Raw genomic sequence first — 24,627 nt, 5'->3', positions numbered from 1 at the left:
ACGGGGGAAATGCATAGCCTTTACGCTTTCTGGCTATCGTCCACTTCCGAGAATTCGGCATCGACGACTTCCTCGCCGCCAGCCTCCGATCCCGCCGCAGCCCCCGCGTCGGGCGAAGCCTGTGCCGCCTGCTCCTTCTCATAGATCGCCTGGCCCAGCTTCATCGCCACCTGCGCCAGTTCCTGGCTCTTGGCGGTCATCTGCTCGGCATCGCCGCTCTCGATCGCGGCCTTGGTCTCGGCGACCTTGCCCTCGATCTCGGACTTGAGCGACGCGTCGACCTTGTCGCCATGCTCCTCGAGCTGCCGCTCGGTGGTGTGCACCAGGCTTTCGGCGTTGTTCTTGGCCTCGGCCGCGGCGCGGCGCTTCTTGTCCTCATCGGCGAACTGCTCGGCATCGCGAACCATCTGCTCGATGTCGTTGTCGGACAGGCCACCCGAGGCCTGGATGCGGATCTGCTGTTCCTTGCCGGTGCCCTTGTCCTTGGCCGACACGTTGACGATGCCATTGGCGTCGATGTCGAACGTGACCTCGATCTGCGGCACGCCGCGTGGTGCTGGCGGAATGCCGACCAGGTCGAACTGGCCGAGCATCTTGTTGTCCGCCGCCATCTCACGCTCGCCTTGGAACACGCGGATCGTGACTGCGCCCTGATTGTCGTCGGCGGTCGAATAGGTCTGCGACTTCTTGGTCGGGATCGTCGTGTTCCGATCGATCATCCGCGTGAACACCCCGCCCAGCGTCTCGATGCCCAGCGACAGCGGCGTCACGTCGAGCAGAAGCACGTCCTTGACGTCGCCCTGCAGCACGCCCGCCTGGATCGCGGCACCGATCGCCACCACTTCGTCCGGATTGACGCCGGTGTGCGGTTCCTTGCCGCCGAAGAAATTCTTCACGACTTCGCGGACCTTGGGCATGCGCGTCATGCCGCCGACCAGCACGACCTCGTCGATGCCGTCATTCTTGACGCCGGCGTCGGCCATCGCCTTCTTGAGCGGCTCGAGCGTGCGCTGGATCAGATCGTCGACCAATCGCTCCAGATCGGCGCGGCTGATCGACTTGACGAGGTGCTTCGGGCCATTGGCGTCGGCGGTGATGAACGGCAGGTTGACTTCGGTCGTCGCCGCGCTCGACAGCTCGATCTTGGCCTTTTCCGCCGCTTCCTTCAGCCGCTGCAGCGCCAGCTTGTCCTTGGTAAGGTCGATCCCTTCCGCCTTCTTGAACTCGTCGGCGAGGAACTGGACGACCTTGGAATCGAAATCCTCACCGCCCAGGAAGGTGTCGCCGTTGGTTGCCTTCACCTCGAACACGCCGTCGCCGATCTCGAGGATCGAGATGTCGAACGTGCCGCCGCCCAGGTCATAGACCGCGATCGTCTTGTTGGTGTCCTTGTCGAGCCCATACGCGAGCGCCGCCGCGGTCGGCTCGTTGATGATGCGCAGGACTTCGAGGCCGGCGATCTTGCCGGCGTCCTTGGTGGCCTGACGCTGCGCGTCGTTGAAATAGGCAGGCACGGTGATGACTGCCTGCGTCACCGTCTCGCCGAGATAGCTCTCGGCAGTTTCCTTCATCTTCTGCAGGATGAACGCGCTGATCTGGCTAGGGCTGTATTCCTCGCCGCCTGCCTTGACCCATGCGTCGCCGTTGCTGCCGCGCACGATGTCGTACGGCACCAGCTCGGTGTCTTTCTTGGTCACCGGATCGTCGAAGCGGCGGCCGATCAGGCGCTTGACCGCAAATACGGTATTGTCGGGATTGGTCACCGCCTGGCGCTTGGCCGGCTGGCCGATCAGCCGCTCACCGTCCTTGGCGAAGGCGACGATCGACGGCGTGGTGCGCGCGCCTTCCGCGTTTTCGATGACCTTGGGCTTGCCGCCCTCCATGACAGCGACGCAGCTGTTGGTCGTGCCGAGATCGATACCGATTACTTTTGCCATAGTTCCTCTTGCGGCCCCCGCGTTCCAAAACAAAGCGTTGCCCCGGCCGCGTGACCAGGGCTGATCCAGACCGCGATATAGGTGGGGTATCGCTGGCGACAAGATTTTGCGAAAGCCGCGGGAACCGTCCACGCTATCCCGCTTTGAGGCTGTCCATGCGTTTCTCCGTCGCCGCCCTGTCCGCCGCCGCCGCGCTCGCCGCGTGCCAGCCTGCGCCAGAAACCGCCGCGCGCGACGCATGGTTGCGCCTGCCCGCCGTTCCCGGTCGCCCCGCCGCCGCCTATTTCACGCTCGAAAGCGTCAATGCGAAAACTTTGGTCGGCGTCTCCACCCCCGTCGCTGAGCGCAGCGAACTCCACGAAAGTAGTAACGACGGCGGCATGATGGCGATGCGACCGCTCGCCTCGGTTCCGGTCGAGCCGGACATGCCGGTCCGCTTCGCCCCCGGCGGCAAGCACGTCATGCTGTTCGATCTCACGCCGCAGGCGATGCAGGACGCGCGCACCACGCTGACCCTTCGGTTCGAAGACGGCAGCGCGCTCGACGTCGACGCCGCGCTGGTCAAGGCGGGCGAGGAGCCTCCGTTCGAATGAAGGCGTCCGAATGAAGGGCCGCGCGCTGACATCCGACGAGGTCGCGTTGGCGCGATCGGTGTTCGGCGATGCGATCGACTATGCCCGGGTCGGCATCGCCAACCGCAAATGGGCGTTCTTCCAGCCCAGGCGGGTGACGATGGCACCGCTCGGCACCATCCATTTCCACCCCGGCGGCGGTCTCTATTGCGAGGACTTCGGCTGTGCCACGCGCGCCGCGCAGGGGCTTTTCATTCACGAGATGACGCATGTGTGGCAGCATCAAAAGGGCATCTTCCTGCCGCTCAGGCGCCACCCCTTCTGCCGCTACGACTACAGCCTGAAACCTGGCTGGACGCTCGAACGCTACGGGCTGGAACAACAGGCCGAAATCGTCCGCCACGCCTTCCTGCTGCGCGAAGGCGCGTCGCTGCCGGGAGCGCCGGCACTCGAACAATATCGCGGGATATTCCCGTTCTAGGTCGTGGAGGCGTTCGAAAGGAAGCCATCCCTCCCCGTTCGTGTCGAGCGAAGTCGAGACACCCTGCAGAACGCCGATGGCGCATCGCCTGATTCCGCTGGAGGCAAACGGAGCAGGCGCAGGTCTCGACGCTCCCGGCAAATGCCGCAACCGGTCCATAGCGACAGCACGGGTTCATCGCCCCGCAGCTAAGGCTTTGCGCTTTGCGGCTCGGACCCCATTGTTCATTTGATGCCCACCTACGCCCCCTCTCCCGCCGATCGCATCAAGTCCGCCGCGCTCGCGGTCGCGCTGACCGGGCTTGCCGGATGGGCGCTCGTCGCCGGGCTCGGCATCGATGTGCAGCGCGCCGTGGCCGACAGCCTCGCTACCTTCACCGTGCTGCCCGAAGCCGTCCCGCCCCCAGTCGAACAGCCGCCGCCCGACCCGGTCGAAAGCGCCGAGCCCGAAGGCGAGGCCGCTCCGCCCAATCTGCGTTCGCAAGCCACCCCGATCGTCGCACCGCCGCCACCGATCCCGATCCGTCTGCCGCCGCCCGTCGTCACTGCTCCGGTCGCGGGCACCGGCAGCGACGCCAGCCAGGGTGCTGCCGACATCCCCGGTCCCGGCACCGGCGCGGGCGGCAGCGGCGATGGCACCGGCAGCGGCGGATCGGGCGACGGCAGCGGCGGCGGTGGCCGCGCCGAAATCCCCCCGCGTCAGATCGCCGGCGCGATCAGCAGCCGCGAAATCGCCCGAGCGCTGCCCGATCAGGCGTTTCGCGGCACCGTGTCGGTATGGTTCGATGTCGAGGCGGATGGACGCGTCTCGGATTGCGGCATCGACCGGTCGAGCGGCAACCGCGCCTATGACGCGCTGATCTGTCGCCTGATCCGCCAGCGGTTCCGCTTCGATCCCGCCCGCGATGCGCAGGGTCGCGCGGTACCGTCGACGATCGTCGAGGATCACAGCTGGGAGATGGACCTGCGGCTGATCGACCGGGGAACCCGGCGCGTGTTCTGACGCGTCAGCGCTGCCGAATCGACCAGGGATCGGCATTCCAGCCGGTCTCGACATGCGCTGGCTTGCTGCGCGTCTTGGCCGCGTCGATCGCGATCGGGTGGGCGAATTTGAGCCCCGCCATATCGCCCGTCACCCACATGATCGTCGCGCCGACCTCCTCGAGAACGCCGACGTCGATCAGCACCGTCTGGCGCTGGCGCAGCATCGCTGCTTGGTCGATGCACGCGCCGTTGGGCGAGAGGTTGCGCACGCGGTGAGTCGTCGCGCCGGGATCGCCGAACCGCGTGACGAGCGCCTTCAGGAACACGCTCTCGCGCCGTTCGCGCGCCTTGGGTTCAACTTCGGCCATGGTGCGGCGATATCGGTACATCGTTACCAACGGGTAAATGTCCGCCTCCCGACTGGACGCGCGCGCGAAAATAGGGTACCCCCCTATCCTATGTCGCATCTTCATGCTCACTCGGACCAGTTGCTCGCCCGCGTCCGCCGCATCGCCGGACAGGTGGCGGCGATCGAACGCTCAATCGGCGCCGGGGCACCCTGCGCCCGGACGCTGCATCTGGCGGCAGCGGTCCGCGGCGCGATCGGCGGGCTGATGGACGAACTGGTCGAGGAGCACCTGCGCGAGCATGTCGCCGCGCCCGGCCTGTCGGATGCCGCGCGCGCCGAGGGTGCCGCCGAACTCGCCATCGTCCTGAAACGCCATTTCCGCTGAGGCCACTACCCATGTCGACCGCCCCCCAGCCCCCGCATCCGTGCGAGCACCCGCGCGACTATCTCGGCCATGCGCACGACGCCAATGCCCGGCGCACCGCCTGGGTCGTGGCGCTGACCGCGGCGATGATGGTGGCGGAGATCGTCGCGGGCTATCTGACCGGCTCGATGGCGCTGCTTGCCGACGGGTTTCACATGGCGACGCACGCCGGCGCGCTCGGTGTTGCCGCGCTCGCCTATCGCTTCGCGCGCAAGCATGCCCGCAACCCGCGCTACAGCTTCGGCACGGGCAAGGTCGGCGATCTCGCCGGGTTCGCATCGGCGCTGGTGCTTGCCATCTTTGCCGGGGCGATCGCACTCGAATCCGCCCGCCGCCTCGCCGATCCTGGGCAGGTCGCGTTTGTCGAGGCGATCTGGGTCGCTGTGCTCGGACTAGCCGTCAACCTGGTCAGCGCGTGGCTGCTGGGCGGCGGGCACGGCCATGCGCATGAACCTCATCACGGCCACGGCCACGACAACAATCTGCGCGCCGCCTATTTCCACGTCCTCGCCGACGCGCTCACCTCGGTGCTGGCGATCGCCGCGCTGCTGGCCGGGCGCTATCTCGGCTGGGCGTGGCTCGACCCGGCGGTCGGCATTCTCGGCGCGATCGTCATCGCGCGCTGGTCGTGGGGGCTGATGCGCGACACGGCGGACATGTTGCTCGACGTCGCCGATCCCGCCCTCGCCGCCGACGTCCGCAGCCGGGTCGAGGCATCGGGCGATGCCCGGGTCGAGGATCTTCACATTTGGCGGATCGGCCCGCAGGCACAAGCGGCGATGCTGACGGTGGCAGGGACCGCGACGGCGGCGCAGCTGCGCGAGCGGCTGGTGACGATCGCCGCGATCAAGCACCTCACGATCGAACGGCGCTAGTGCGGCCACGCGGTTGCGCCGCCGCATAAAAAGGGGCGCGCCAGATACCCCGGCACGCCCCTTCCCCCGTTATACGATCGAGCCCTAGCGCTCGCGGCGCTCCTGCCGCGCTGCGACCCGCTGCGCCCGCGCCTGGTTGCGCGCGACTTGCTGGCGCGCCGGCCGTGCCTGCGCCGCGGCACGGCGCTGCGTCGCGCGCTGTACCGTTGCCTGCTGAGCCGTCGCCCGCTGCGCTTTCGCACGCTGCGCCGACGCACGCTGGGCGCTGGCGCGCTGGGCCGAGGCGCGTTGTGCGCTGGCGCGCTGTGCCGAAGCACGCTGCGCCGACGCCTTCTGAGCGCTGGCCCGCTGCGCTGCCGCGCGCTGCGTCGCGGCTCGCCGCTCGCTGGCACGCTGAGCCGTGGCACGCTGTGTCTGCTGCCGCGCCTTGGCCTGTTCGCGCTGCCTGGCGGTGGCGCGCTGGGCCTGCTGACGTCCGGCCTGTGCCCGCTGTGCCGAGGCCTGCCGCGTGCGCCGCGTTTCCGCTGCCTGCTGTGCCTGGCGACGCTGCGCGACAGCCTGCTGCGTCCGCTTGGCTGCGTTTGCCTGCTGCGTCCGCTGCTTCTCCCGCGCCGCCTGCTGACGTTGCTGCGCCTGCCGCTGCTGCGCTTGCTGCACTCGCTGCTGGCGCTGCTCCGCGCGCTGGGTCTGCTGCCGCCGCTCGGCCACCTGCTGTTGGCGCTGCTGCTGTTGCTGGCGAAGCTGCTGCTGACGCTGGGCCTGCTGCTCACGCTGGCGAAGGTCGCCGCGCTCGTCCCGGCGGTCGGCGATGCGCTGCTGCGCGCGCTGGCGCTGGGCCTGCTGCTGCGCACGCTCACGCTGGGCTTGTTGCTGAGCGCGCTGACGCTGCGCCTGCGCGACCTGCTGACGTTGCTGCGCGGCGCGCGCGTCCTGCCGATCGTCGCGGCGGGCTGCCGCTACCCGGCGCTGCCGCTGTGCCTGCGCCTGTTGCACGCGGCGCTGCTGGCGAAGCTGGACCAGTTCGCGCTGGCGGCGCTCGGCCGCTGCCCGGTACAGCCGCGGTGACGTCCCGCGGAAATCGTCGCGCTGCCACGTCGCAAAGCGCTGCGCGGCCTCGGCCCTGGCCTGCCGCTCGGCGCGCAGGCGGCGATTGTCGACGCGCTGGTCGCGCACCCGGTCCCAGCGCTGCCACGCGACCTGCTGCTGGCGTGCGTTGTTCCACTGGTTGCGCGACTGCACGATGGCACTGCGCCGCGCCGCCCATTGCCGTGCCGCCACCGCCTGCCGCCGATCCGCCCGCGCCGCCTGACGCAGTGCCCGCGCCCGCGCATAATAGCGCGAAGCGTTCGACCGATAGCTGCCATAGCTTGCCAGCGGCAGCACGGCGCCGCCCGCGTCATAGATCGACACGATGCGATCGTCCGCATAGGCATAGCTATATTGCGGATCGCGCACCAGGAACGGCGTCTGCGCGTTCGGCTCGTAATAATATTGGCGATAGCCGCCGTCATACGGCTCGTAATAGGTCGAATAGCCGCCCGCCGTGTCCCAGCCATAGGGCTGCGCGCCGCCATAGTCGAAGCCATAGTCTGGCGGCGCATCGCCGATCACGCCCAGAACCTGCGCCGCCTGGTCGATCCACGCATAGTCGCCGGCGTCCGAATATTCCTCGGGATACCCCTGATCTTCCCAATAGCTCGCCGGCACCGCGCCATAATCGAGCGGTTGCGCGGCGGGCAATTGCGCCGCCGCGGGGGCATAGGCCATCGGTGCCGGCGCCGAACTCGCGACCAGCGGCAGCGCTTCGGGCACCGGCGGCAGCGACGCCGGGTCGATCGGCGTCACCGCGGCATCGGCCAGGCCGAGCCCGTCATAGGCCTCGGCATTACCAGTCACATCGCCGACCTCCTGCTGCGCGACGCGCGCGCTTTCGGGATTGCACGCGGCCAGCGCGAGGGCGGCGGTCAGCGTGCCGGCGATCTGCCAGCGCAGGCGATTGGTCCTGATCATGGTCCGACTCCAAATTCTTGGTCTCGCGCAATACTGCCGGACCGCACCTGAATTGCCGGTGGCCGCATCGTTCATCGAACAGAATTGTTGTCGCAATCTGTCGCAGCCGCGCACCGCCGCGAAGGCTCTCAGCCCGCGGTATCCGCTCCAAGCTGCCGCATCACCGCCTTGTGCAGCCAGATGTTCATCTCCGCCGATCCGTCCTTCGGCCCGGTATAGCCAAGCTCGGTCGCCAGCTCCTTGCGGTTGGCAAGGCTCGAATCGAGGTCGAGCAGCTTCATCAGGTCGACGATCGAGCTTTGCCAGTTGAGCTCGGGGTTACCCTTGAACGCCGCCAGTTCGATCAGCCGCTGCTGCGCGGTCTGCGGCGGTGCGGAGGGCGCGGCCGTCGCCGGAGCGGGCGGCACGGCCAGAGCAATCGGCGCCGGATGCGGGGCCTGCGCCGTCGGGGCGGGGACCGGCGCGAGCCGCGGCACTGGCCGGGCGGCGGCATCGCCCCCGAAAATCGCGTCCTTGATCTTGCCGAAAATGCTCATGCGAACTGCTCCTGCTGGCGGATGTCCGCTCAACGAGCCACCGCGCGATTGGGTGCGCCCGCCGCCGCAGATTGTGCCGCCACCGCCTCCACCGCCTGCAGCACGCGCAGGACGTTGCCGCCTGCCAGCTTTGCAAGGTCGCCGTCGCTCCAGCCGCGCCGCATCAACTCCGCGAAGAGCAGCCGCCAGCCGTCGGCGCCGCGCATCCCTTCCGGCCCGGTCCCGCCGATCCCGTCGTAATCGCCGCCCAGCCCGACATGGTCGCGCCCCGCCACCCGCGCGATATGTTCGACATGGTCGGCGACGTCGGCGGCGGTGACGCGCGGTGGCGGGTTGGCCTTGTCCCACGCGGCGCGTTCGGCTTGCGGCACCGGCGTGCGCCGCTGGTGCCACGCCGCATAGTCCGCCGACACGAACACCGGATAGACATTGACCATCACCACCCCGCCATTCTTGGCGGTCAGGCGCAGCACGTCGTCGGCCACGTTGCGCGGATGCGGGTTCACCGCAAAGGCGTTGGAGTGCGAAAAGATCACCGGCGCCTTCGTCACCGCCAGTGCCGCCTTGGCGCTGTCGGGCGAGACGTGGCTCAGGTCGACGATCATCCCGATCCGGTTCATCTCGGCGATGACCTCGCGCCCGAAGTCCGTCAGGCCGCGCACCGCCGGCGCATCGGTGGCGCTGTCCGCCCACGCCACGTTCTTCGAATGCGTTAGCGTCATATAGCGCACGCCCAGCGCATAATATTGCCGCAGCACTGCCAGTGACCCATCGATCTGGTGCCCGCCTTCGACCCCCATCAGCGACCCGATCCGCCCGCCCTTGCGCGCCGCGTCCAGTTCGGCGGCAGTCCCGACCAGCGTCAGGTCGCGCGGATAGCGCGCCGCCATCCGCCGCACGATGTCGATCTGCTCCAGCGTCCGGACCACCGCCGCGGGCCCGGAAAAGTCGGTCGGGATCCACACAGACCAGAATTGCCCGCCATATCCCCCGGCGCGCAGCCGCGCGATATCGGTCTGGAGCGGCGGATCGAGCCGGTCGGCACCGGCGGACAGGTCCACCCCCTCGACCCGCCCGTCATGCTGGTCGCCCAGCTCCCACGGCAGGTCGTTATGCCCGTCGATCACCGGCGCGGCGGCGAGGAACCGATCGAGCCGGGCACTGTCCTGCGCCGCGGCGGGGGCAGCGAGCAGGAATACTCCGGCCACCAACAACCATCGCGTCATGCACTCCCCCAATCAGCCAGATTAGTCCGGAACACGAAAGTTCGTTGCGCAAGCTACGACAGGATATTGTACGTAATTTTCCGAATCGCTTGCGAAACAGTGGGTTTCCCGTTGGCGTCCAGCGCGGGCGTGAATCGCGCAGCCCGCCGCACAGCCGGACAGGGTGCACGGTCGAGAATGGGACTGCCGCTCGATTCCGCGATCTCGCAATTGGACACGCGCCCGGTCTCATCGATGACAAGTCGCAAGACCACGGTGCCCGAAAGTCTCTGGCGGATCGCTTCAGCGGGATAATTCTCATACGTGAAGCCATGCTTGCCCGGAATCGTGGCCGCTATCCGTGACAGCCGGCTACGCGCTTCGACATCGACGCCCCATGTGACGAGCTTCGATCGGTAGCATGCCTCAACCTTTGCGAGTTCCTCGGCGATGGCAGGCCCCGGAAGCCGCGCGACCATTTCCGATCCCCTGCGCAACGCGATCGCGTCCGCGCCGTCAATCGCGGCAAGGTCATCCGCATCGGCCGCGAACGCCAGTGCCTTGGCTTCGCCGCGCTGAAACATTGCCGGCGTCGGGCTCTTGGCGATCTCCCGGTCGTTCGGCTCGATCCAGAGCCTCAAGTCCGCGTCGTCGCCACGGGCGGGCAGGCGCGTCAGTTCGATGACCGCATTCTCGTCGGATCCGTGAACGAGAACAAAAATCCCCTCGCTCTCGCTGCCGAACAGCCGCCCGCTCTTGCAATCGGGGGAACCAGCTGGCGAGGTAGAAGCGCCGCTTGCCTGTTGCAGAGTGACGGGGGCGAAGGCCGACGAAGCGTGGACGGCCGTTGCGCTGAAAGCGCATGCCGACAGTCCCGCGATCCACAGTGCCTCAGCGATCGTCATGGTCCTCATCCCACTTTCGAAACTCAGCCTCTCGATCCGGTCACTTCCCTCGGCACCGTGCCCGCCTCACAATGCAAAGGTTGCATAGTCGCCGGGGAGCGCATCGAACGCCGCCGCCGCCATCATCGGCGGCACCACGTCGCCGACCGACTCGATAGGCGCGCCGCTCACCTCGGCGGCGGTGGTTCCGATCACTTGCGCGCCGAACAGCACCTGCCCTGTAACCGTGTCGAAGCGCAGCACCGCCTCGCCGTCATCGAACGCGATCACGGCGCCCGCGACACCGACCGGAACGACGAAGGTTTCGCCGGAATACTCCCGATCGACATTCTCGAACACCGCGGAGCTGCCGCTGCGCAGCACGTCGAATTCGGCCATCGCCCCCGACAGCACGATCCGGTCGCCGCCGGCGTTGAACGACGCGTCGAAGTCGGCGCTGCTATAGGGCAGCAAGGTGACGCTCTCGTCGCCATCGTTGCCGAAGACGGTGAAGCGTCCCTGCACCGTCAGAGAAACATCCTCGACCAGCCGCAGCCGCGCGCTCGCTTCGTGATCTGGGCGCGGAAAATCAAAAAATGCCCAGCCGCTGGTGATCGCGGTCGGTTGGGTCGTGACGATCTGGTCGCCGAGCATCACGGCACCGGTCGTCGGATCGGCGCGCAGACCCAGCAGCGCGTCGTCGAATTGAATGGTGGTTGCGGTGTAGCCGATCGGCACGATCAGCGTGGTCTCGCCGTCGCTGATCTGCGCGGACGATCCGCTGCGCAGCACGGTGAACGCGCTCGATACGTCCGGAACGTAAATGAGGTCGCCGCCACGGTTGAACGACGCGTCGAAACTGACATAGCCCGCTGATTCGAGAAGGCTGATCTGCTGGCCACCAGCGGTTCCGAACACCAGCCCTGACCCGCTGATCGAACCGGCGAAGCCATCCGCCGCCGAAAGGAAATAGCTTGGCGGAATCGGCTCGACCAATGGCGTGCTCGGCACGAGCCGTCCGTTGAGCGCCGCCAGCGTCGTCCCGCCTAATCCATCGAACGTCACGCTGCCGCCAGCGTGCGTCGCTATCAGTGCAGAACCGCTGGTTGCAATTCCCGTAAACCGGTTGCCGAACAAATCGATGCGATCAGTGGTCATCGCGAAATCGGTGATCCGGTCACGGCCGGCATCCAGGCTACCGAACTCGAACACGTCCCGCCCCGCGCCGCCGGTCAGCACGTCGTCGCCGTCACCGCCGGCCAGGACATCGCCGCCGCCGCCGCCCGACAGCGTGTCGTCGCCATCGCGCCCGTCGAGGTGATTGGCGGCCGCGTTGCCGATGATCTCGTCGCGTGCATAGCCCCCGATGGCATTCTCGATAACCGTGCCCAGGGCGATGGACAGCGTGCCGACATCGCCGTGCACATCGCTGAAATTACCGGCGCGAAGATCGATGACCTGCGCAGTCTCTGCCAGCGAAAAGTCGAACAGGTCGGTCCCGGCAGTGTCGTAGACCGTGCCATATACTCCATATACGCCCGCGCCGCTCCGCAGATGGTTCGCGGGATATTCGGATTGCGCGTCGCCGCCATAGAAATTGCCATAGACGGTATTCCCCGACAGATAGTCCGGATTGGCACCATATAATTGCTGGATCGCGGCTATGTCGTCGAGCAGCGGGCTTTCGGGATAATAGTTGGAATCGCCCGCTCTTCCGCCCGTTTCCGTGATGTCGAAATAGCTCATCACCGTGAACTGGTTGCTGTCCTCGTAATAGTCGGCGTCGCGGGCATAGGTGACTTCGCTGCCGATATAGTAGGACGGATGCTGCAGTCCCAGCGCGTGCCCGATCTCATGGACGAGCGTGAGGTAGCCATAGTATCCCGTCGTGACGGAGACGTTCTCGACATACGTGTCGTCGATCCAGACGTCACCGGCCGGCGATCCTGCGGCGCGGTCGCCCGGCAGATAGGCGTATGCGGAAAAATCGGACAGCCCCCCGGCATAGTTGCCGAACAGCATCGTCGCATTGTTCGAAAACTCCGAACCGGCGTCGCTGACATGGACGAACGTGATGTTGGCGACATTTGCCCATTGCTGCAACGCGTCCTCGATCGCGTCCATCTGCTGGTCGTTCACCCGCGAGAATTGGCCCGCGCCCGGCGGCATGCTCGCGGCAGCGCTGGCGCGAAACGCATAAGTGATCTCGAGCGGCGCCCCGCCCGTCGTCCACGACAGCCCGTCCCGCAGCAGGTTGGCCGCCGCCTCCTCGACCGTCAGCGATCGCTTGCCGTTGGGGCCGGTGCCCCCGCGCTGGTCCGCATTCATGTCTCGTGCCCCCCGGCCCGGTCCCGCGCACCCCCCGGTGCGCGGCGCAGGCCACATCCCAGCTAAGCCGAAATTCCGCGTTCAGGCAAGCGTTTGCCAGCGTCGCAGCCCTGTCCCTACGGCGCCGTCACCAGTCCAGCCCGCACCCCTGCCGCCAGTTGCGCGCGCAAATTCGCCAGCACCCGCGCATCGACCCGCGGCCGCTCGCGCGCCGCCTCGCCTTCGCGCAGCCGCTCCCGGTCGCGCTCGGGCGGATCGACCCGCCGCACCCGCACCGCCGCATGCCCCGCCGCGCGGATGCCGAGCGCATCGGCCGCCCCGCGCGACAGGTCGATTAGCCGCCCACGCGCGAACGGCCCGCGATCGTTGACCCGCACCAGGATCGTTCGCCCGCTGTCCAGCGCCGTCACCTCGACATAGGTCGGCAGCGGCAGGGTCCGGTGGGCAGCGGTGATCCAGTCGGGGCGAAAGCGTTCGCCATTGGCGGTCTGGCTCCCCGATTCCGGTCCGTACCAGCTGGCATAGCCCAGTTCGTCATAGGCCGGGTCGGCGGCGGGAACATAGGTCTGCCCCCGGATTGCATAAGGCGGCCCGATCCGCACCGGCACATCCGCCACCGGCCGATAGTCGCGCCCGGCACAGGCGGCGAGGGAGAGCGACAACGCGGTGATGGCAGGCAGGCGCATCATCAGATTTCGTCGAAGAAGTCCGGCAGGATCGCGATCTCCTCACGCACCACTTCGCGCACCTGCACGCCCAGTCGCCGCTCCTTGAGCAGCTGGCACAGCGCCTCGCCGTCGATCAGGTCGATCGCGGGCGCACCGTCGCGCGTCGCTTCCCTGCGCGCATCGGCGGTAAAGGTGCCGGTGGTGATAATCAGCCCCTTGTCCGCGCGCCCCTGCATCGCCCCGCGAAAATCCCGCACCGTTCCTGTCGGAACCGACCCTGCATAGCGCTTGCACTGGAACAGCACCTGGAAGCTGATGAGGTTCATGCGCAGCACGCCCGATCCGTCGATGCCGCCATCGCCCGACTTGCCCGTCACCTCGACCCGCACGAAGCCGCTTTCGCGCAGCAGCCGCTGCGCCAGCCGCTCGAACCCGTCGGGTGGCATCGTCTTGAGCCTGGCGAGGAGAGTGTCGGTCCAGTCCTGCTCAGCAGCTTCCTGCTCCTCGGTGACTTCGAGCGTTGAGACATCCACCGCAGCCTGCGCCGCCACCTGCTCTGCCCGCCGCGCCGATTTCGCCGCCAGAACCTCGCGGCGCAAATGCTCGCGAGTGGTGCCGGCTGCCAGGGCATCCCGCCCCTTCTCGGTAAGAACCCACACGCCCTTCGTCTCGTTCGTGACATATCCGGGAAATTTCAGGTGGCTGCGCGCCCATGACATCTTGTCCGTCACGATGGTGTCGCCGCTCACCGCATAGGTTGCGTCGAGCTGTTCTTGCGAAAAACCGAAACGCTCGATCAGCGCAGCCTCGATCTCCTCGATCGACGCCGATCCGCCGCGCTCGTCCAGAACTTCCAGGGTCGGCAGGTAGAAGTCGTCCTTGCTGATCTTGAACCCGCTCACGAAACTGCCCCCGTCTTGCGCGCCGCCTTGCGCGCCACGCGCTTGTTCTGTTTTGCCGCCTCGCTCGCCATCGGGTTCACCAGCGCTTCGTACAGCCCGAACAGATGCTCGACCCGGTCGCGGTCGGTGGCGAACGGCGCGCCCTTCGCCTTGGTCCGGTACAGCCGGTCCACCGCCAGATCGAGCGCGGCATGCGCCTTGCGCAGATTGGCCGGCATGGTGTCGGGATCGTAGAGATCGGCCAGGCTGGACGCCGGCCATTCCGCCCGCGCGTCGAGCACGGCTTGCGCCAGCGCCTCGATCTGCGCGCGCTGGGCGGGGGAGGCTTCGGGCCAGGGGAAGGTGTTGTAGACGAGGCCGATTGAGTAACGGTAGTCGCTCTTCAAGCGACCACCCATGTGGCGCAACCACGCCATGTGCATCGCGCTAGTAACGACGCCGAAGTCCCACTTCGTTGCCTCTTGCAAAGTCTGAATTAGATTTGTCGGCACGGTGGGGGGTGTGAGCCATCCGATAGGCACGTAAGCCCTTCTTTCGGAACTTACTTCGGGCACCACCAGATAGGCGCCTCGCGGTATCGTATTCACTTCAAAGCGAAGCGGAAAGGCCGCTAATCGCTGAGTTGCCACCTTTTTACTGGCGGCACGAAAGTCACGCACCGCACGGACTCGCTCCAACACCTTGGGCAGCGTATGCAAAGTCGACGGAGAAACCTGCTGCAAGAGTAGCAGCCATCGCTTCGAACCCCGAATAAACTCCAAGGAGCCGATCAAGGGGACAAAGAGCTCGGCCGAAGCCGGCTCATCTTCAACGAATTGCCGTTTCTCATCCGGCGAGAATATGTAGTGACCTCCATCGACGATCTTACTTCCCATGCGAAGTGGCTTTGGCGCGCTGAGAGGACGCGTAGCTTCCGCGATAACCATATGCCGGTTCCCGACGCTTCCCGCATCGAACAGATACGCTGTCAGCGCGTCATGCACCGTCTCGTCCGGTTCGCCATCGATGTCGTCATAGCTGAACAGCCGCTTTTCCCTCGGCTGCACGCTGCGATGCGTCAGGCCTATGATAACGACATGGACATGCGCCTTGCCGCGCGCGTCCGATCCCCAGGCAAAGGTCCGATGGGCGAAGGCGATCTCCAGCCCATGGCGTTCGAACAGGATCGGCCATAGCTGTGCGACCTGTTCGCCCTGTGTGATCGAATTGGTCGATACCAATCCGATCCGTGTTGGCCCGCTCGCAATATAGGCGCCCGCCTTGATGAACCACGCGCAGACGAAATCCAGAGAACCGGGTTTCCCACTTTTGGCGTCGATAATCCTCGCCATCTGAATCCGCTGTTCGGGCGATTGATAACTCTGGCCAACAAACGGCGGATTGCCCATCACCGCGAAGCACCGCTCGTGCGGCAGCACCGTGTCCCAGTCGATCTCCAGCGCGTCGCCATGCACGATATTGGCGCTGTCGGTCAGCGGGATGTCGGCGAATACTTTCCCGAACGTCCGGCCCAGCTCGATATTCGCCAGATGCTCGGTCATCCACATCGCCACCTCGGCGATATGCGCGGGAAATTCCTCCAACTCGATCCCGTGAAACTGCGCCAGCCGCACGACGCTCAGCGCCTCGACATCGTACAGCATCGGCGAATTGACGTCATAGACCGCCTCCAGCACCTCCTGCTCCATCGCGCGCAACTCGCGATAGGTGACGACCAGGAAATTGCCGCACCCGCATGCCGGGTCGAGGAAGTCGAGCGATCCCAGCCGTTCCTGGAACGCCAGCAGCGCCGGCCGCTTGCCGCCGTCACGCCCCGCCTTCAGTCGGTCCAGCTCGCTGCACAGTTCATCGAGGAAGAGCGGGCCGATCACCTTCATGATGTTCGGCTCGGTGGTGTAATGCGCGCCCTTCTTGCGCCGTTCGCCCTTGTCCATCACCGACTGGAAGAGCGATCCGAAAATCGCCGGGCTGACCTTGCCCCAGTCGAATTTCGCCGCCGCAATCAGGTCGTCGCGCATCTGCGCATCGAACACCGCGGTGCGCAGCGCCCCGGTGAACAGCGCGCCGTTGACATAGGGGAACTTGCCGAACTCCGGGTCCATCCCCGTCACGCGCTGGTCGGCATGCGTGTCCAGCACTTCGAACAACTCGTTCAGCACGCGCCCGACATTGCCCCCATCCGCGTCGGTCCGCTCCTCGATCAGATAGAGGAAATCGTCCTTGTTGCCGAAAATGCCAGTGTCGTCGGCGAACAGGCAGAACAACAGCCGCACCATCAACCGTTCCAGGTCGATGCCGCGATAATTTTTCGCCTCCAGCGCGTCGTGGATCGTGCCCAGCAGTTCGGCAGCCTTGATGTTGACTGCGGCCTGGTTGCCATAGGAACGGCGCTGGACGCCCAGCATGAAGCCGAATTCCTCGACATGCTTGTGGAGTTGCGGCAGCGTGAAGGCGACTTCCTTGCGCGTTTCCAGTTCCAGCAGCCGGAACCGCTGGAAATCGCAGGTCATTACATATTTCGGCGCGTCGCGATCGCGCAGGCCCAGCACATAATCCAGTGCTTGCCCTTCGGCGCGCAGCAGGTCTTTCCCGGCGCTTTTCTGTTCGACCAGCAGCACGCTCGGCCAGAACAGGTCGATGAAGCCGCGCTTGTTGCTGTCGATCATCTCGATCTTGCGTTCGAAGATCGCGACCTTCTTGCGATCGACGCCGAACACGTCGAAGAACTCATTGTAGAAGGACTGCGTTTCGCCCTTTTCGTAATGCGCGTCGGCCCAGCGCTCCGAAAAGCGCCGTGCTCGCACCCGAATTTCCTGCCAGCTCAGTCGCATCGCTTCCCCCGCTGCGCGACGCTAGCGGCACATCGCGCCCGTCGCAAACCGCAACCGCCCTTCTACAACCCGTCCCTCACCCCTATCTCCCCCTCTGGCGCCCGCTCCAGAACGAAGATAGAACGCTCCCCCATGTCCCTAACCCACATCTCCGTCCGCGGCGCGCGCGAGCATAATCTCAAGGGCGTCGACATCGACATCCCGCGCGACACCCTCACGGTCATCACCGGCTTGTCGGGCAGCGGCAAGTCGAGCCTCGCCTTCGACACCATCTATGCCGAGGGGCAGCGCCGCTACGTCGAATCGCTGTCGGCCTATGCGCGCCAGTTCCTCGAGCTGATGCAGAAGCCCGACGTCGATCATATCGAGGGGCTGTCGCCCGCCATCTCGATCGAGCAGAAGACCACCAGCCGCAATCCGCGATCGACCGTGGCGACCGTCACCGAGATCTACGATTACATGCGGCTGCTGTGGGCACGCGTCGGCATTCCCTATTCGCCCGCCACCGGCCTGCCGATCAGCGCGCAGACCGTCAGCCAGATGGTCGATCGCGTCCTCGCCTTGCCGGAGGGCACCCGCCTGCTCCTCCTCGCCCCCGTCGTGCGCGGGCGCAAGGGCGAGTATCGCAAGGAGCTCGCCGAGTGGCAGAAGGCCGGCTTCCAGCGCGTCCGCATCGACGGCGAGACGCACATGATCGAGGACGCCCCCGCGCTCGACAAGAAGTACAAGCACGACATCGAAGTGGTGGTCGATCGCCTCGTGGTCGGCGGCGACATGGCCACCCGGCTCGCCGAGAGCTTCGAGACCGCGCTCAAGCTGGCCGAGGGGCTGGCCTATGTCGATCTGGTCGACGGCGTCGTGCCCGGGCGCGAGGACGCGGCCGCTGACGCCGGCGCTCCGGATCAGAAGCTGAAGGGCGCGGGCATCCCACCCAACCGCATTGTCTTTTCCGAAAAATTCGCCTGCCCCGTCTCGGGCTTCACCATCGCCGAGATCGAGCCGCGGCTGTTCTCGTTCAACGCTCCCCAGGGCGCCTGCCCCGCCTGCGACGGCCTGGGCGAGAAACTGCTGTTCGACGAGGACCTCGTCGTCCCCAACCACGCCCTGTCGATCAAGAAGGGCGCGGTCGTGCCGTGGGCGAAGTCCAACCCGCCCTCGCCCTATTACATGCAGGTGCTCGGCAGCCTCGCGCGCCATTTCGGGTTTTCGCTTGAAACACCCTGGGCCGATCTCGCCCCCGAGCACCGCGATGCCATCCTCTACGGCACCAAGGGCAAGCCGGTCACGCTGACCTTCGTCGATGGCCGCAAGTCGTACGACGTCAAGAAACCGTTCGAAGGCGTCATCGGCAATCTCAATCGCCGCATGCTGTCGACCGAATCCGCCTGGATGCGCGAGGAGCTTTCCAAGTACCAGGCCTCGCACCCCTGCGAAGTCTGCCACGGCGCCCGCCTCAAGCCCGAGGCGCTGGCGGTGAAGATCGGCGGCCACGACATCGCCTATGCCACGCATCTCTCGGTGGTCGACGCGCTCGCCTTCTTCCAGGCGCTGCCCGACACCATGACCGGCCAGCAGAAGGAAATCGCCGAGCGCATCCTCAAGGAAATCCTCGAACGCCTCGGCTTCCTCAACAATGTCGGCCTCGACTATCTCAACCTCGACCGCACCTCGGGCACGCTGTCCGGCGGCGAGAGCCAGCGCATCCGCCTCGCGTCGCAGATCGGCAGCGGCCTGTCGGGCGTGCTCTACGTCCTCGACGAACCCAGCATCGGCCTGCACCAGCGCGACAACGACATGCTGCTCAAGACGCTGCGCCGCCTGCGCGATCTCGGCAACACCGTCCTCGTCGTCGAGCATGACGAGGACGCGATCCGCACTGCCGATTACGTCATCGACATGGGCCCCGGCGCCGGCGTCCACGGCGGAGAGATCGTGGCCAAGGGCACGCTCAAGCAACTGCTCAAGGCAAAGGGCAGCGTCACCGCCGACTATCTCAACGGCACGCGCGAAGTCCCCGTCCCGGCCAAGCGCCGCAAGGGCAACGGCAAGAAGCTCACCGTCCACAACGCCGTCGCCAACAACCTCACCGGCGTCACCGCCAGCATCCCGCTCGGCACCTTCACCTGCGTCACCGGCGTGTCGGGCTCGGGCAAGTCCAGCTTCACCATCGACACGCTCTACGCCGCTGCCGCGCGCGCGCTCAACGGCGCGCGGATGCTGGCCGGCAAGCACGACAAGGTCACCGGCCTCCAGCATCTCGACAAGGTCATCGACATCGACCAGTCGCCGATCGGCCGCACCCCGCGCAGCAACCCGGCGACCTATACCGGCAGCTTCACGCAGATCCGCGACTGGTTCGCCGGCCTCCCCGAAGCGCAGGCGCGCGGCTACAAGCCCGGCCGCTTCAGCTTCAACGTCAAGGGCGGGCGGTGCGAGGCGTGCCAGGGCGACGGCGTGCTCAAGATCGAGATGCATTTCCTCCCCGACGTCTATGTGACGTGCGACGTCTGCCACGGCGCCCGCTACAATCGCGAGACGCTGGAGGTGAAGTTCAAGGGCAAGTCGATCGCCGACGTCCTCGACATGACCGTCGAGGACGCGGTCGAGTTCTTCAAGGCCGTCCCCTCGATCCGCGAGAAGATGGCGATGCTCGCCGAAGTCGGCCTGGGCTACGTCAAGGTCGGGCAACAGGCGACCACCCTGTCCGGCGGCGAGGCGCAGCGCGTCAAGCTCGCCAAGGAACTCAGCAGGCGCGCCACCGGCCAGACGCTCTACATCCTCGACGAACCCACCACCGGGCTCCATTTCGAGGATGTCCGCAAGCTGCTCGAGGTCCTCCACGCGCTGGTCGACCAGGGCAATACCGTGGTGGTGATCGAACATAATCTCGACGTCATCAAGACGGCGGACTGGGTGCTCGACCTCGGCCCGGAGGGGGGGGTCAAGGGCGGCAAGGTCGTGGCAGAGGGGACGCCGGAGGATGTGGCAAAGGAGCCGCGGAGCTTCACTGGCCGCTATCTCGCACCGCTCTTGAAAGGCGTCACCAAGGACGAGCCTATCCGGACCGAAGCTGCCGTGGGCGCGGCGGAATAGTCAAAGGGTCGACGGACGTAGCCCAGGAATATTGGGGCATAACGGGGCGATATTTGCGCTGTTGATCGAGATGGTGGATAATAGAGTGCGGCTAGAGGTGAAGAAAAGCAGTAGGAACGACTAAAGTTGTAACTATCATTACGAGAATAAATCCCTAATTTGCTTTTCTAATTCGCTGATTTTCTGACCGCCCCGAACGGCTCCGATCTCCATTAGCGAATTTCTGCTATACTTGCTACGCCTCTTTGGCGCAGAAAGTTGACGCAGCAACAGCTCAAATATCGTTTTACCTCGAACCATATTTTGATAGTCAATTCTAAGTTCATTAGCCGTCATATCACAAACGTCATCCTCCTTCCAAAGAGCACCCTCCTCCTCGATTACTCGATTAACATGCGTAGCTAGGATACCTTCAGCACCTTCTCTTATTTTACGCACTTCGATCGAGTGGGCTTTGCAAATCAAGTCTAACTCGTTCTGGAACTTCGCTCGTTCCGCAATGGTCATTATATTTTCAAGCTCACCGTCTTGTAGGAGATCATTCTCAATAGAATATCCATGCGTAGTCAATATGCGTGGTTCGTTTTGGATTTCCATAGGAACTGACGTGTAAATCCAAAGGTCTTTATCTACTATAAACAATGCTTTGTGGCGACAATTATCGGGTAAGAACCGCCACGTTTCAAGTACAGCATTTTTACCCGTTAGAGGTAGAAGTGAAACACCAATATCCGTCAGGTTTTCCTCGATAGTCCGATAAGCAGTGTAGTCGTCTGCGCCTTCCGTCACCACGGTTGGCAATGAAGATCGAATAATTACTGACGCCGCTTCGAACGGCGACGGATATCGCTTCATGACGCAAGATTTTCCGCACTATCTCCTCTCGATGGAGAAAGCATAATCTCTTTATCAGGATATTTACTATATATGAACGGGGAGTGTGTCGCTATGATGAATTGATTGTTCTTCTTCTGACGCAACAGCGTCGGAAAAAGCATTCTCTGCCAGTCGATGTGTAGACTTAGCTCAGGTTCATCTATGAATATTATAGAGTCTTCACTGAATGCGTTGTAGCAGATAAAGCTAAGCATCTGCTTCTCACCCGCCGATAGGGATTCAGAGTTTATTGCATTAGCCGCGTCACCAAAGTTTATTCTTCTACCTATCTGAATGCCTGAATGCTCAAGAAGCTGTGCTACGACTCCCTGTACAGCTTTGAGTGGAGCCATAATAGAATCCCGTATTCGGTCGTTATTTTCAATCATAGAGCGAATATTGTCGATTACGCCTACAGCTGAGTCCATAGTATCATCAGATCGGGCAGTATAAGACTCATTTTTAAAGTCTTTAATTCTTTCGATGACGTCTTGAGACATTTGCCGCTGGAGAGAGCTAGCCTCTTCTGACATCTCCGTATAACGTCGCAGAAGAAGCTCTGCGACGTCAAAGGTTGAAATTGAAGTCACGAAGGTATGCTCTAGCTCTGACAATCGCCTTGATATCGAGAGTACAGCATCTTGAAGTTCACTGCGAGCTCGAGGAGCATTGAAGAGCGACGGCGAAGAGAACCTCTCGGAAGATCCAATTGTAAAGCCCCCTTCGATTCTTCTGAAGGTGGGAAAAAAAAGTGACCGACCATGTGGAGCTAAAATTCTATTAAATTTTTCTCTAGCATCGCTCAGCTCTTCGGATTCATCATCATAAAAGTCTTCAATGCTAACAGTTTTACCGCTCTCGGTAAAATCCCCTTTGCATGTGTCGTCGGAAACCTTTGTGATATTAACTCGATATTTGTCAGTAGTAATCGAAACGCGCTGAAACTGGACTTCTGCAATAGCAGTTCCGACATTGCCACTGATTACATACCAAAGAAGTTTTATAAGTGTTGTTTTACCGGCACCATTCTTTCCGGTGGTGATATTTAGGTCTTCGTTAAACGAAATCTTGATTGGATCGCTTTTTCCGAGAAGGCCTACGATCTCAGCTCGTAGAAGTCGCATCACACCCCCTAAATAGATAAAAAAACGCTCCGCAGGGTGTTACCCCTCTTGGGCGTATAAGCCAATTCCGCAGTGCCAAAGTCAAGGCGACCGCGTTGTCGGACGGGTTGGCTTTGCCACCCGCCGGCCGGGCTTGCCCGCGCCTGCGCGCGGCGCTGGATTTAGGCTTCGCTAAATCCTAGCGTCCGCGCGCCATGTGCAATGAAGTCGCCCGTCGGATCGCGCTTGGAGAACTCCGCAACGATTTCTCGCAAGTCCGCATCACGCTTACCTTCCCCGAAGGCGCGCCCAACATGCCGCCGCTGGACAGCGTCCGCATCACCGACACCACCGTCATCGTCCGCGCCGCCCCCGACCCTGTCGGTGCAGACGCGGCGGCCGACCTCGTCTCGCGCCGCTGGTCGTGGCCCGGCGCTGGCGGCCGCCCGGTCTACAACTACCGCTCCGACGGCCGCGACCTCGGCAACCACGGCGCGAAAGGGGGCCGCTGCCTGATCCCGGTCGACAGCTTCTTCGAATTCACCGCCTCCACGGACCCCAAGCAGAAGCGCAAGGACAAGTGGCGCTTCTCCCCCGCCGATGCCGACTGGCTGTGCATCGCCGGGCTGTGGCGCGCCGATCCGCAAATCGGCGAAGCCTTCACCATGCTCACCTGCCCGCCCGGCCCCGACGTCGCGCCCTATCACGCGCGCCAGGTCGTCGTCATGCCGCGTCCCGACTGGGCGGCGTGGCTCGACGGGTCGGGCGCGTCGCAGCAGCTGTGCCGGCCGGCCCCGGCGGGGACGCTGGTGGTGGAAAAGGTCGAGCGATAGGGCGCGAGCCTCTCCTCGCAGCGCCGGGCCGATCCGCGCCGCGATCCGCGCACCGCGGCAAAGAACGCCTCTGCCGCCCCCCTCACCGTCGGTCGCCCCCCGCGCCCGCTCGCCGACCCCGCCCGCCGCCTGCGTGCCGACCCCGATCCTGCCCGCGCAACATTTCTTGCCGCCGGGGCTGTCCTACACCCCCCGTTTCGGTATATCGCTCTGGTCCTGTTTTGTTCTCATAGCATGGGGAACGCCATGGACCTGTCACCTGCCTCCCTCCCCGCGCTCGCCGATCGCGCGCAGCGCCACGACGGCTGGACGCCCGCCCGCCAGCGCCTGTTTCTCGAAGCGATTGCCGAGGGGCACAGCGTCACCTCCGCCTGCGCATTGGTCGGCATGGCGCCGTCCTCGGCCTATGCGCTACGGCGGCGTGCGGCGGGGGCGGGCTTCGCGCTCGGCTGGCGCGCCGCCAACCTCATCGCGCGCGACAAGGTCGCCGACACGCTGCTTGCCCGCGCGATCGAGGGGCAGGTCGAAACGCTGACTCGCCCCGATGGCGAAAGCTACACGCGCCACCGCTACGACAACCGCCTCGCCTCGACGATGCTCGCTCGCCTCGATCGCTTCGCCGATGTCGATGCGGGCGAATCGACGCATCACGCCGCGCGCCTCGTCGCGGCCGAGTTCGACGGCTTTCTCGACCTGATCGAGCGCGACCAGGGCCCCGCGCGCACCGGCATGTTCCTCGCCGCGCGCATTCACGAGGACGCGCCCAATCCCGATCTCGGCGCGATCGTCGGCCTTGCCCGCGCCGATCGCTGGCTGCGCACCGGCGCGGGGATCGCGGGGGAGGTCGATACCGCCGATCTCGATCCTGACGCCCGCGCCGGCTGGACTGCCGAGCAATGGATGCGCGCCGAAGCCGCCGGCCTCGTTGCCTTTGCCCCTCCCGGCGACACCGTGCGACACTCTCCACTTTCTCCACTTCAGGGCGATGACGCGGACGCGGGCACAGACGCGGACGAGGACGGCGACGACGATGCGGAGGACGCCGACGATCCGGTGTGGTGGGACGACGATGCGCCGGGCTGGCGCACCCGCTTCCCCCCGCCCGACGGCTTTGCCGGCGACCAGATCGGCGCGTTCGGCGATGTATTCTACGAACGCGCGCTGACCGCCGAAGAGCGGGCGGCGCTCGAAGCGCGCCGCTATTGCGACACGGCGCTGCGCTGGGTTGCCGAGGCGCGCGAGCGCGACCGCTGGTTCGCCGCGCTCGCCGCCGGTCCCGCCGACGATCCGGATACGGGCGACGTGCCGCCGCGCGATATCAGGCGCGCCGACTCCGGATAGCGCGCTGCGGCGCGGCGGCGGCGGCCTGGGCTTGCGCGATCAGATCTCGCCTTCGATCCACGCCTTCAACCGGCTCTTGGGCTCGGCGCCGACCTTGGTCGCGGCCGGCTGGCCGTTTTTGAACAGGATCATCGTCGGGATGCCGCGCACGCCGTATTTGCCCGGCGCTTCGGGGTTGGCGTCGATGTCGAGCTTGGCGATCGTCACCTTCTCGCCCAGTTCGTCGGAGATTTCCTCTAGCGCGGGGCCGATCATCTTGCACGGCCCGCACCACTCCGCCCAGAAATCGACCAGCACCGGCCCGTCCGCGTTGAGGACGTCGGTTTCGAAGCTCGAATCGGTGATCGCCTTGGTCGCCATGGGAAGTCTCCTGAATATCTCGTCCACATCTATGGA

General features: G+C 64.9%; 21 protein-coding genes. 8 read left to right on the top strand and 13 right to left on the bottom strand.

What is annotated here, in order from left to right; translation table 11 throughout:
• Positions 1-20 precede the first annotated feature (20 nt).
• On the bottom strand, positions 21-1,937 hold the full coding sequence (gene dnaK / locus FHY50_RS02090; protein ID WP_140046735.1) for a molecular chaperone DnaK: 1,917 nt from the start codon (positions 1,935-1,937) through the stop codon (positions 21-23).
• A 155-nt stretch (positions 1,938-2,092) separates the two neighbouring features.
• Here dnaK and FHY50_RS02085 point away from each other — a divergent pair, with 155 nt between their 5' ends.
• The 3 genes from FHY50_RS02085 to FHY50_RS02075 all read left to right on the top strand — a co-directional run bounded on the left by FHY50_RS02085 (position 2,093) and on the right by FHY50_RS02075 (position 3,992).
• On the top strand, positions 2,093-2,530 hold the full coding sequence (locus FHY50_RS02085) for a copper chaperone PCu(A)C (RefSeq protein WP_140046734.1): 438 nt from the start codon (positions 2,093-2,095) through the stop codon (positions 2,528-2,530).
• A 10-nt stretch (positions 2,531-2,540) separates the two neighbouring features.
• On the top strand, positions 2,541-2,990 hold the full coding sequence (locus tag FHY50_RS02080; RefSeq protein WP_140046733.1) for a vgr related protein: 450 nt from the start codon (positions 2,541-2,543) through the stop codon (positions 2,988-2,990).
• Positions 2,991-3,221: 231 nt separating this feature from the next.
• Positions 3,222-3,992 carry an energy transducer TonB gene (locus FHY50_RS02075; RefSeq protein WP_140046732.1) on the top strand — a complete coding sequence of 257 codons (771 nt, stop codon included), beginning with the start codon at positions 3,222-3,224 and terminating at the stop codon, positions 3,990-3,992.
• Between the two features lie 4 nt (positions 3,993-3,996).
• On the opposite strand, the gene FHY50_RS02070 is transcribed toward FHY50_RS02075, so the two are convergent.
• Complete coding sequence (locus tag FHY50_RS02070; RefSeq protein ID WP_140046731.1) at positions 3,997-4,341, bottom strand: PilZ domain-containing protein; 345 nt, start codon at positions 4,339-4,341, stop codon at positions 3,997-3,999.
• Between the two features lie 90 nt (positions 4,342-4,431).
• Here FHY50_RS02070 and FHY50_RS02065 point away from each other — a divergent pair, with 90 nt between their 5' ends.
• Together FHY50_RS02065 and dmeF are read left to right on the top strand one after the other, a co-directional pair.
• Positions 4,432-4,707 carry a metal/formaldehyde-sensitive transcriptional repressor gene (locus FHY50_RS02065; RefSeq protein WP_140046730.1) on the top strand — a complete coding sequence of 92 codons (276 nt, stop codon included), beginning with the start codon at positions 4,432-4,434 and terminating at the stop codon, positions 4,705-4,707.
• Between the two features lie 11 nt (positions 4,708-4,718).
• Complete coding sequence (gene dmeF, locus FHY50_RS02060) at positions 4,719-5,621, top strand: CDF family Co(II)/Ni(II) efflux transporter DmeF (protein WP_140046729.1); 903 nt, start codon at positions 4,719-4,721, stop codon at positions 5,619-5,621.
• Positions 5,622-5,705: 84 nt separating this feature from the next.
• On the opposite strand, the gene FHY50_RS02055 is transcribed toward dmeF, so the two are convergent.
• The 8 genes from FHY50_RS02055 to FHY50_RS02020 form a co-directional block, all read right to left on the bottom strand.
• Positions 5,706-7,631, bottom strand: a complete 1,926-nt coding sequence (locus FHY50_RS02055) for a hypothetical protein (protein WP_140046728.1) — start codon at positions 7,629-7,631, stop codon at positions 5,706-5,708.
• 128 nt (positions 7,632-7,759) lie between these two features.
• On the bottom strand, positions 7,760-8,167 hold the full coding sequence (locus FHY50_RS02050) for a DUF3597 domain-containing protein (protein ID WP_140046727.1): 408 nt from the start codon (positions 8,165-8,167) through the stop codon (positions 7,760-7,762).
• Between the two features lie 29 nt (positions 8,168-8,196).
• Entirely contained in the window at positions 8,197-9,393 is a 1,197-nt protein-coding gene (locus tag FHY50_RS02045) for a dipeptidase (RefSeq protein ID WP_140046726.1), read from the bottom strand.
• A 53-nt stretch (positions 9,394-9,446) separates the two neighbouring features.
• Positions 9,447-10,277, bottom strand: coding sequence for an energy transducer TonB (locus FHY50_RS02040; RefSeq protein WP_166745475.1), 831 nt, complete (start codon positions 10,275-10,277; stop codon positions 9,447-9,449).
• A gap of 66 nt (positions 10,278-10,343) precedes the next feature.
• Positions 10,344-12,584: a M10 family metallopeptidase gene (locus FHY50_RS02035; RefSeq protein ID WP_166745474.1), complete on the bottom strand. Its 2,241-nt coding sequence runs from the start codon at positions 12,582-12,584 to the stop codon at positions 10,344-10,346.
• A gap of 116 nt (positions 12,585-12,700) precedes the next feature.
• A complete protein-coding gene (locus FHY50_RS02030; protein WP_140046723.1) occupies positions 12,701-13,273 on the bottom strand; it encodes a septal ring lytic transglycosylase RlpA family protein in 573 nt (190 codons plus the stop codon).
• Entirely contained in the window at positions 13,273-14,154 is an 882-nt protein-coding gene (locus tag FHY50_RS02025) for a restriction endonuclease (protein ID WP_140046722.1), read from the bottom strand. Before FHY50_RS02025 ends, FHY50_RS02030 begins: the two co-directional genes overlap by 1 nt.
• Entirely contained in the window at positions 14,151-16,958 is a 2,808-nt protein-coding gene (locus FHY50_RS02020) for a DNA methyltransferase (protein WP_244935278.1), read from the bottom strand. Before FHY50_RS02020 ends, FHY50_RS02025 begins: the two co-directional genes overlap by 4 nt.
• Before the next feature lie 159 nt (positions 16,959-17,117).
• Here FHY50_RS02020 and uvrA point away from each other — a divergent pair, with 159 nt between their 5' ends.
• Positions 17,118-20,078, top strand: coding sequence for an excinuclease ABC subunit UvrA (uvrA, locus tag FHY50_RS02015; protein WP_140046720.1), 2,961 nt, complete (start codon positions 17,118-17,120; stop codon positions 20,076-20,078).
• Positions 20,079-20,216: 138 nt separating this feature from the next.
• On the opposite strand, the gene FHY50_RS02010 is transcribed toward uvrA, so the two are convergent.
• Both FHY50_RS02010 and FHY50_RS02005 read right to left on the bottom strand, forming a co-directional pair.
• Positions 20,217-20,933: a DUF4435 domain-containing protein gene (locus FHY50_RS02010; protein WP_140046719.1), complete on the bottom strand. Its 717-nt coding sequence runs from the start codon at positions 20,931-20,933 to the stop codon at positions 20,217-20,219.
• Positions 20,930-22,078, bottom strand: coding sequence for an AAA family ATPase (locus tag FHY50_RS02005; protein WP_140046718.1), 1,149 nt, complete (start codon positions 22,076-22,078; stop codon positions 20,930-20,932). Before FHY50_RS02005 ends, FHY50_RS02010 begins: the two co-directional genes overlap by 4 nt.
• 194 nt (positions 22,079-22,272) lie before the next feature.
• Between FHY50_RS02005 and FHY50_RS02000 the strand changes: the two genes are divergently transcribed.
• Positions 22,273-22,890: an SOS response-associated peptidase family protein gene (locus FHY50_RS02000; RefSeq protein WP_140046717.1), complete on the top strand. Its 618-nt coding sequence runs from the start codon at positions 22,273-22,275 to the stop codon at positions 22,888-22,890.
• Positions 22,891-23,136: 246 nt separating this feature from the next.
• Positions 23,137-24,231 carry a hypothetical protein gene (locus tag FHY50_RS01995; protein WP_140046716.1) on the top strand — a complete coding sequence of 365 codons (1,095 nt, stop codon included), beginning with the start codon at positions 23,137-23,139 and terminating at the stop codon, positions 24,229-24,231.
• A 39-nt stretch (positions 24,232-24,270) separates the two neighbouring features.
• Here FHY50_RS01995 and trxA read toward each other — a convergent pair whose 3' ends face one another.
• On the bottom strand, positions 24,271-24,591 hold the full coding sequence (gene trxA, locus FHY50_RS01990) for a thioredoxin TrxA (RefSeq protein WP_140046715.1): 321 nt from the start codon (positions 24,589-24,591) through the stop codon (positions 24,271-24,273).
• Between the last annotated feature and the right edge of the window lie 36 nt (positions 24,592-24,627).

Origin of the sequence: Sphingomonas japonica (assembly GCF_006346325.1) — a bacterium.
In the GTDB taxonomy this organism is placed as follows: Bacteria; Pseudomonadota; Alphaproteobacteria; order Sphingomonadales; family Sphingomonadaceae; genus Sphingomonas; species Sphingomonas japonica.
Note: the sequence above shows the minus strand (reverse complement) of the source record. Positions and strands in the feature narration are given on the sequence as shown.

Coding starts and splice junctions, on each gene's coding strand:
- FHY50_RS02065 (WP_140046730.1), top strand. CDS start 4,432: ATGTCGCATCTTCATGCTCACTCGGACCAGTTGCTCGCCCGCGTCCGC.
- uvrA (WP_140046720.1), top strand. CDS start 17,118: ATGTCCCTAACCCACATCTCCGTCCGCGGCGCGCGCGAGCATAATCTC.
- FHY50_RS02075 (WP_140046732.1), top strand. CDS start 3,222: ATGCCCACCTACGCCCCCTCTCCCGCCGATCGCATCAAGTCCGCCGCG.
- FHY50_RS02070 (WP_140046731.1), bottom strand. CDS start 4,341: ATGGCCGAAGTTGAACCCAAGGCGCGCGAACGGCGCGAGAGCGTGTTC.
- FHY50_RS02000 (WP_140046717.1), top strand. CDS start 22,273: ATGTGCAATGAAGTCGCCCGTCGGATCGCGCTTGGAGAACTCCGCAAC.
- FHY50_RS02005 (WP_140046718.1), bottom strand. CDS start 22,078: ATGCGACTTCTACGAGCTGAGATCGTAGGCCTTCTCGGAAAAAGCGAT.
- FHY50_RS02030 (WP_140046723.1), bottom strand. CDS start 13,273: ATGATGCGCCTGCCTGCCATCACCGCGTTGTCGCTCTCCCTCGCCGCC.
- FHY50_RS01995 (WP_140046716.1), top strand. CDS start 23,137: ATGGACCTGTCACCTGCCTCCCTCCCCGCGCTCGCCGATCGCGCGCAG.
- trxA (WP_140046715.1), bottom strand. CDS start 24,591: ATGGCGACCAAGGCGATCACCGATTCGAGCTTCGAAACCGACGTCCTC.
- FHY50_RS02035 (WP_166745474.1), bottom strand. CDS start 12,584: ATGAATGCGGACCAGCGCGGGGGCACCGGCCCCAACGGCAAGCGATCG.
- FHY50_RS02085 (WP_140046734.1), top strand. CDS start 2,093: ATGCGTTTCTCCGTCGCCGCCCTGTCCGCCGCCGCCGCGCTCGCCGCG.
- FHY50_RS02040 (WP_166745475.1), bottom strand. CDS start 10,277: ATGACGATCGCTGAGGCACTGTGGATCGCGGGACTGTCGGCATGCGCT.
- FHY50_RS02045 (WP_140046726.1), bottom strand. CDS start 9,393: ATGACGCGATGGTTGTTGGTGGCCGGAGTATTCCTGCTCGCTGCCCCC.
- FHY50_RS02050 (WP_140046727.1), bottom strand. CDS start 8,167: ATGAGCATTTTCGGCAAGATCAAGGACGCGATTTTCGGGGGCGATGCC.
- FHY50_RS02010 (WP_140046719.1), bottom strand. CDS start 20,933: ATGAAGCGATATCCGTCGCCGTTCGAAGCGGCGTCAGTAATTATTCGA.
- dmeF (WP_140046729.1), top strand. CDS start 4,719: ATGTCGACCGCCCCCCAGCCCCCGCATCCGTGCGAGCACCCGCGCGAC.
- FHY50_RS02080 (WP_140046733.1), top strand. CDS start 2,541: ATGAAGGGCCGCGCGCTGACATCCGACGAGGTCGCGTTGGCGCGATCG.
- FHY50_RS02055 (WP_140046728.1), bottom strand. CDS start 7,631: ATGATCAGGACCAATCGCCTGCGCTGGCAGATCGCCGGCACGCTGACC.
- dnaK (WP_140046735.1), bottom strand. CDS start 1,937: ATGGCAAAAGTAATCGGTATCGATCTCGGCACGACCAACAGCTGCGTC.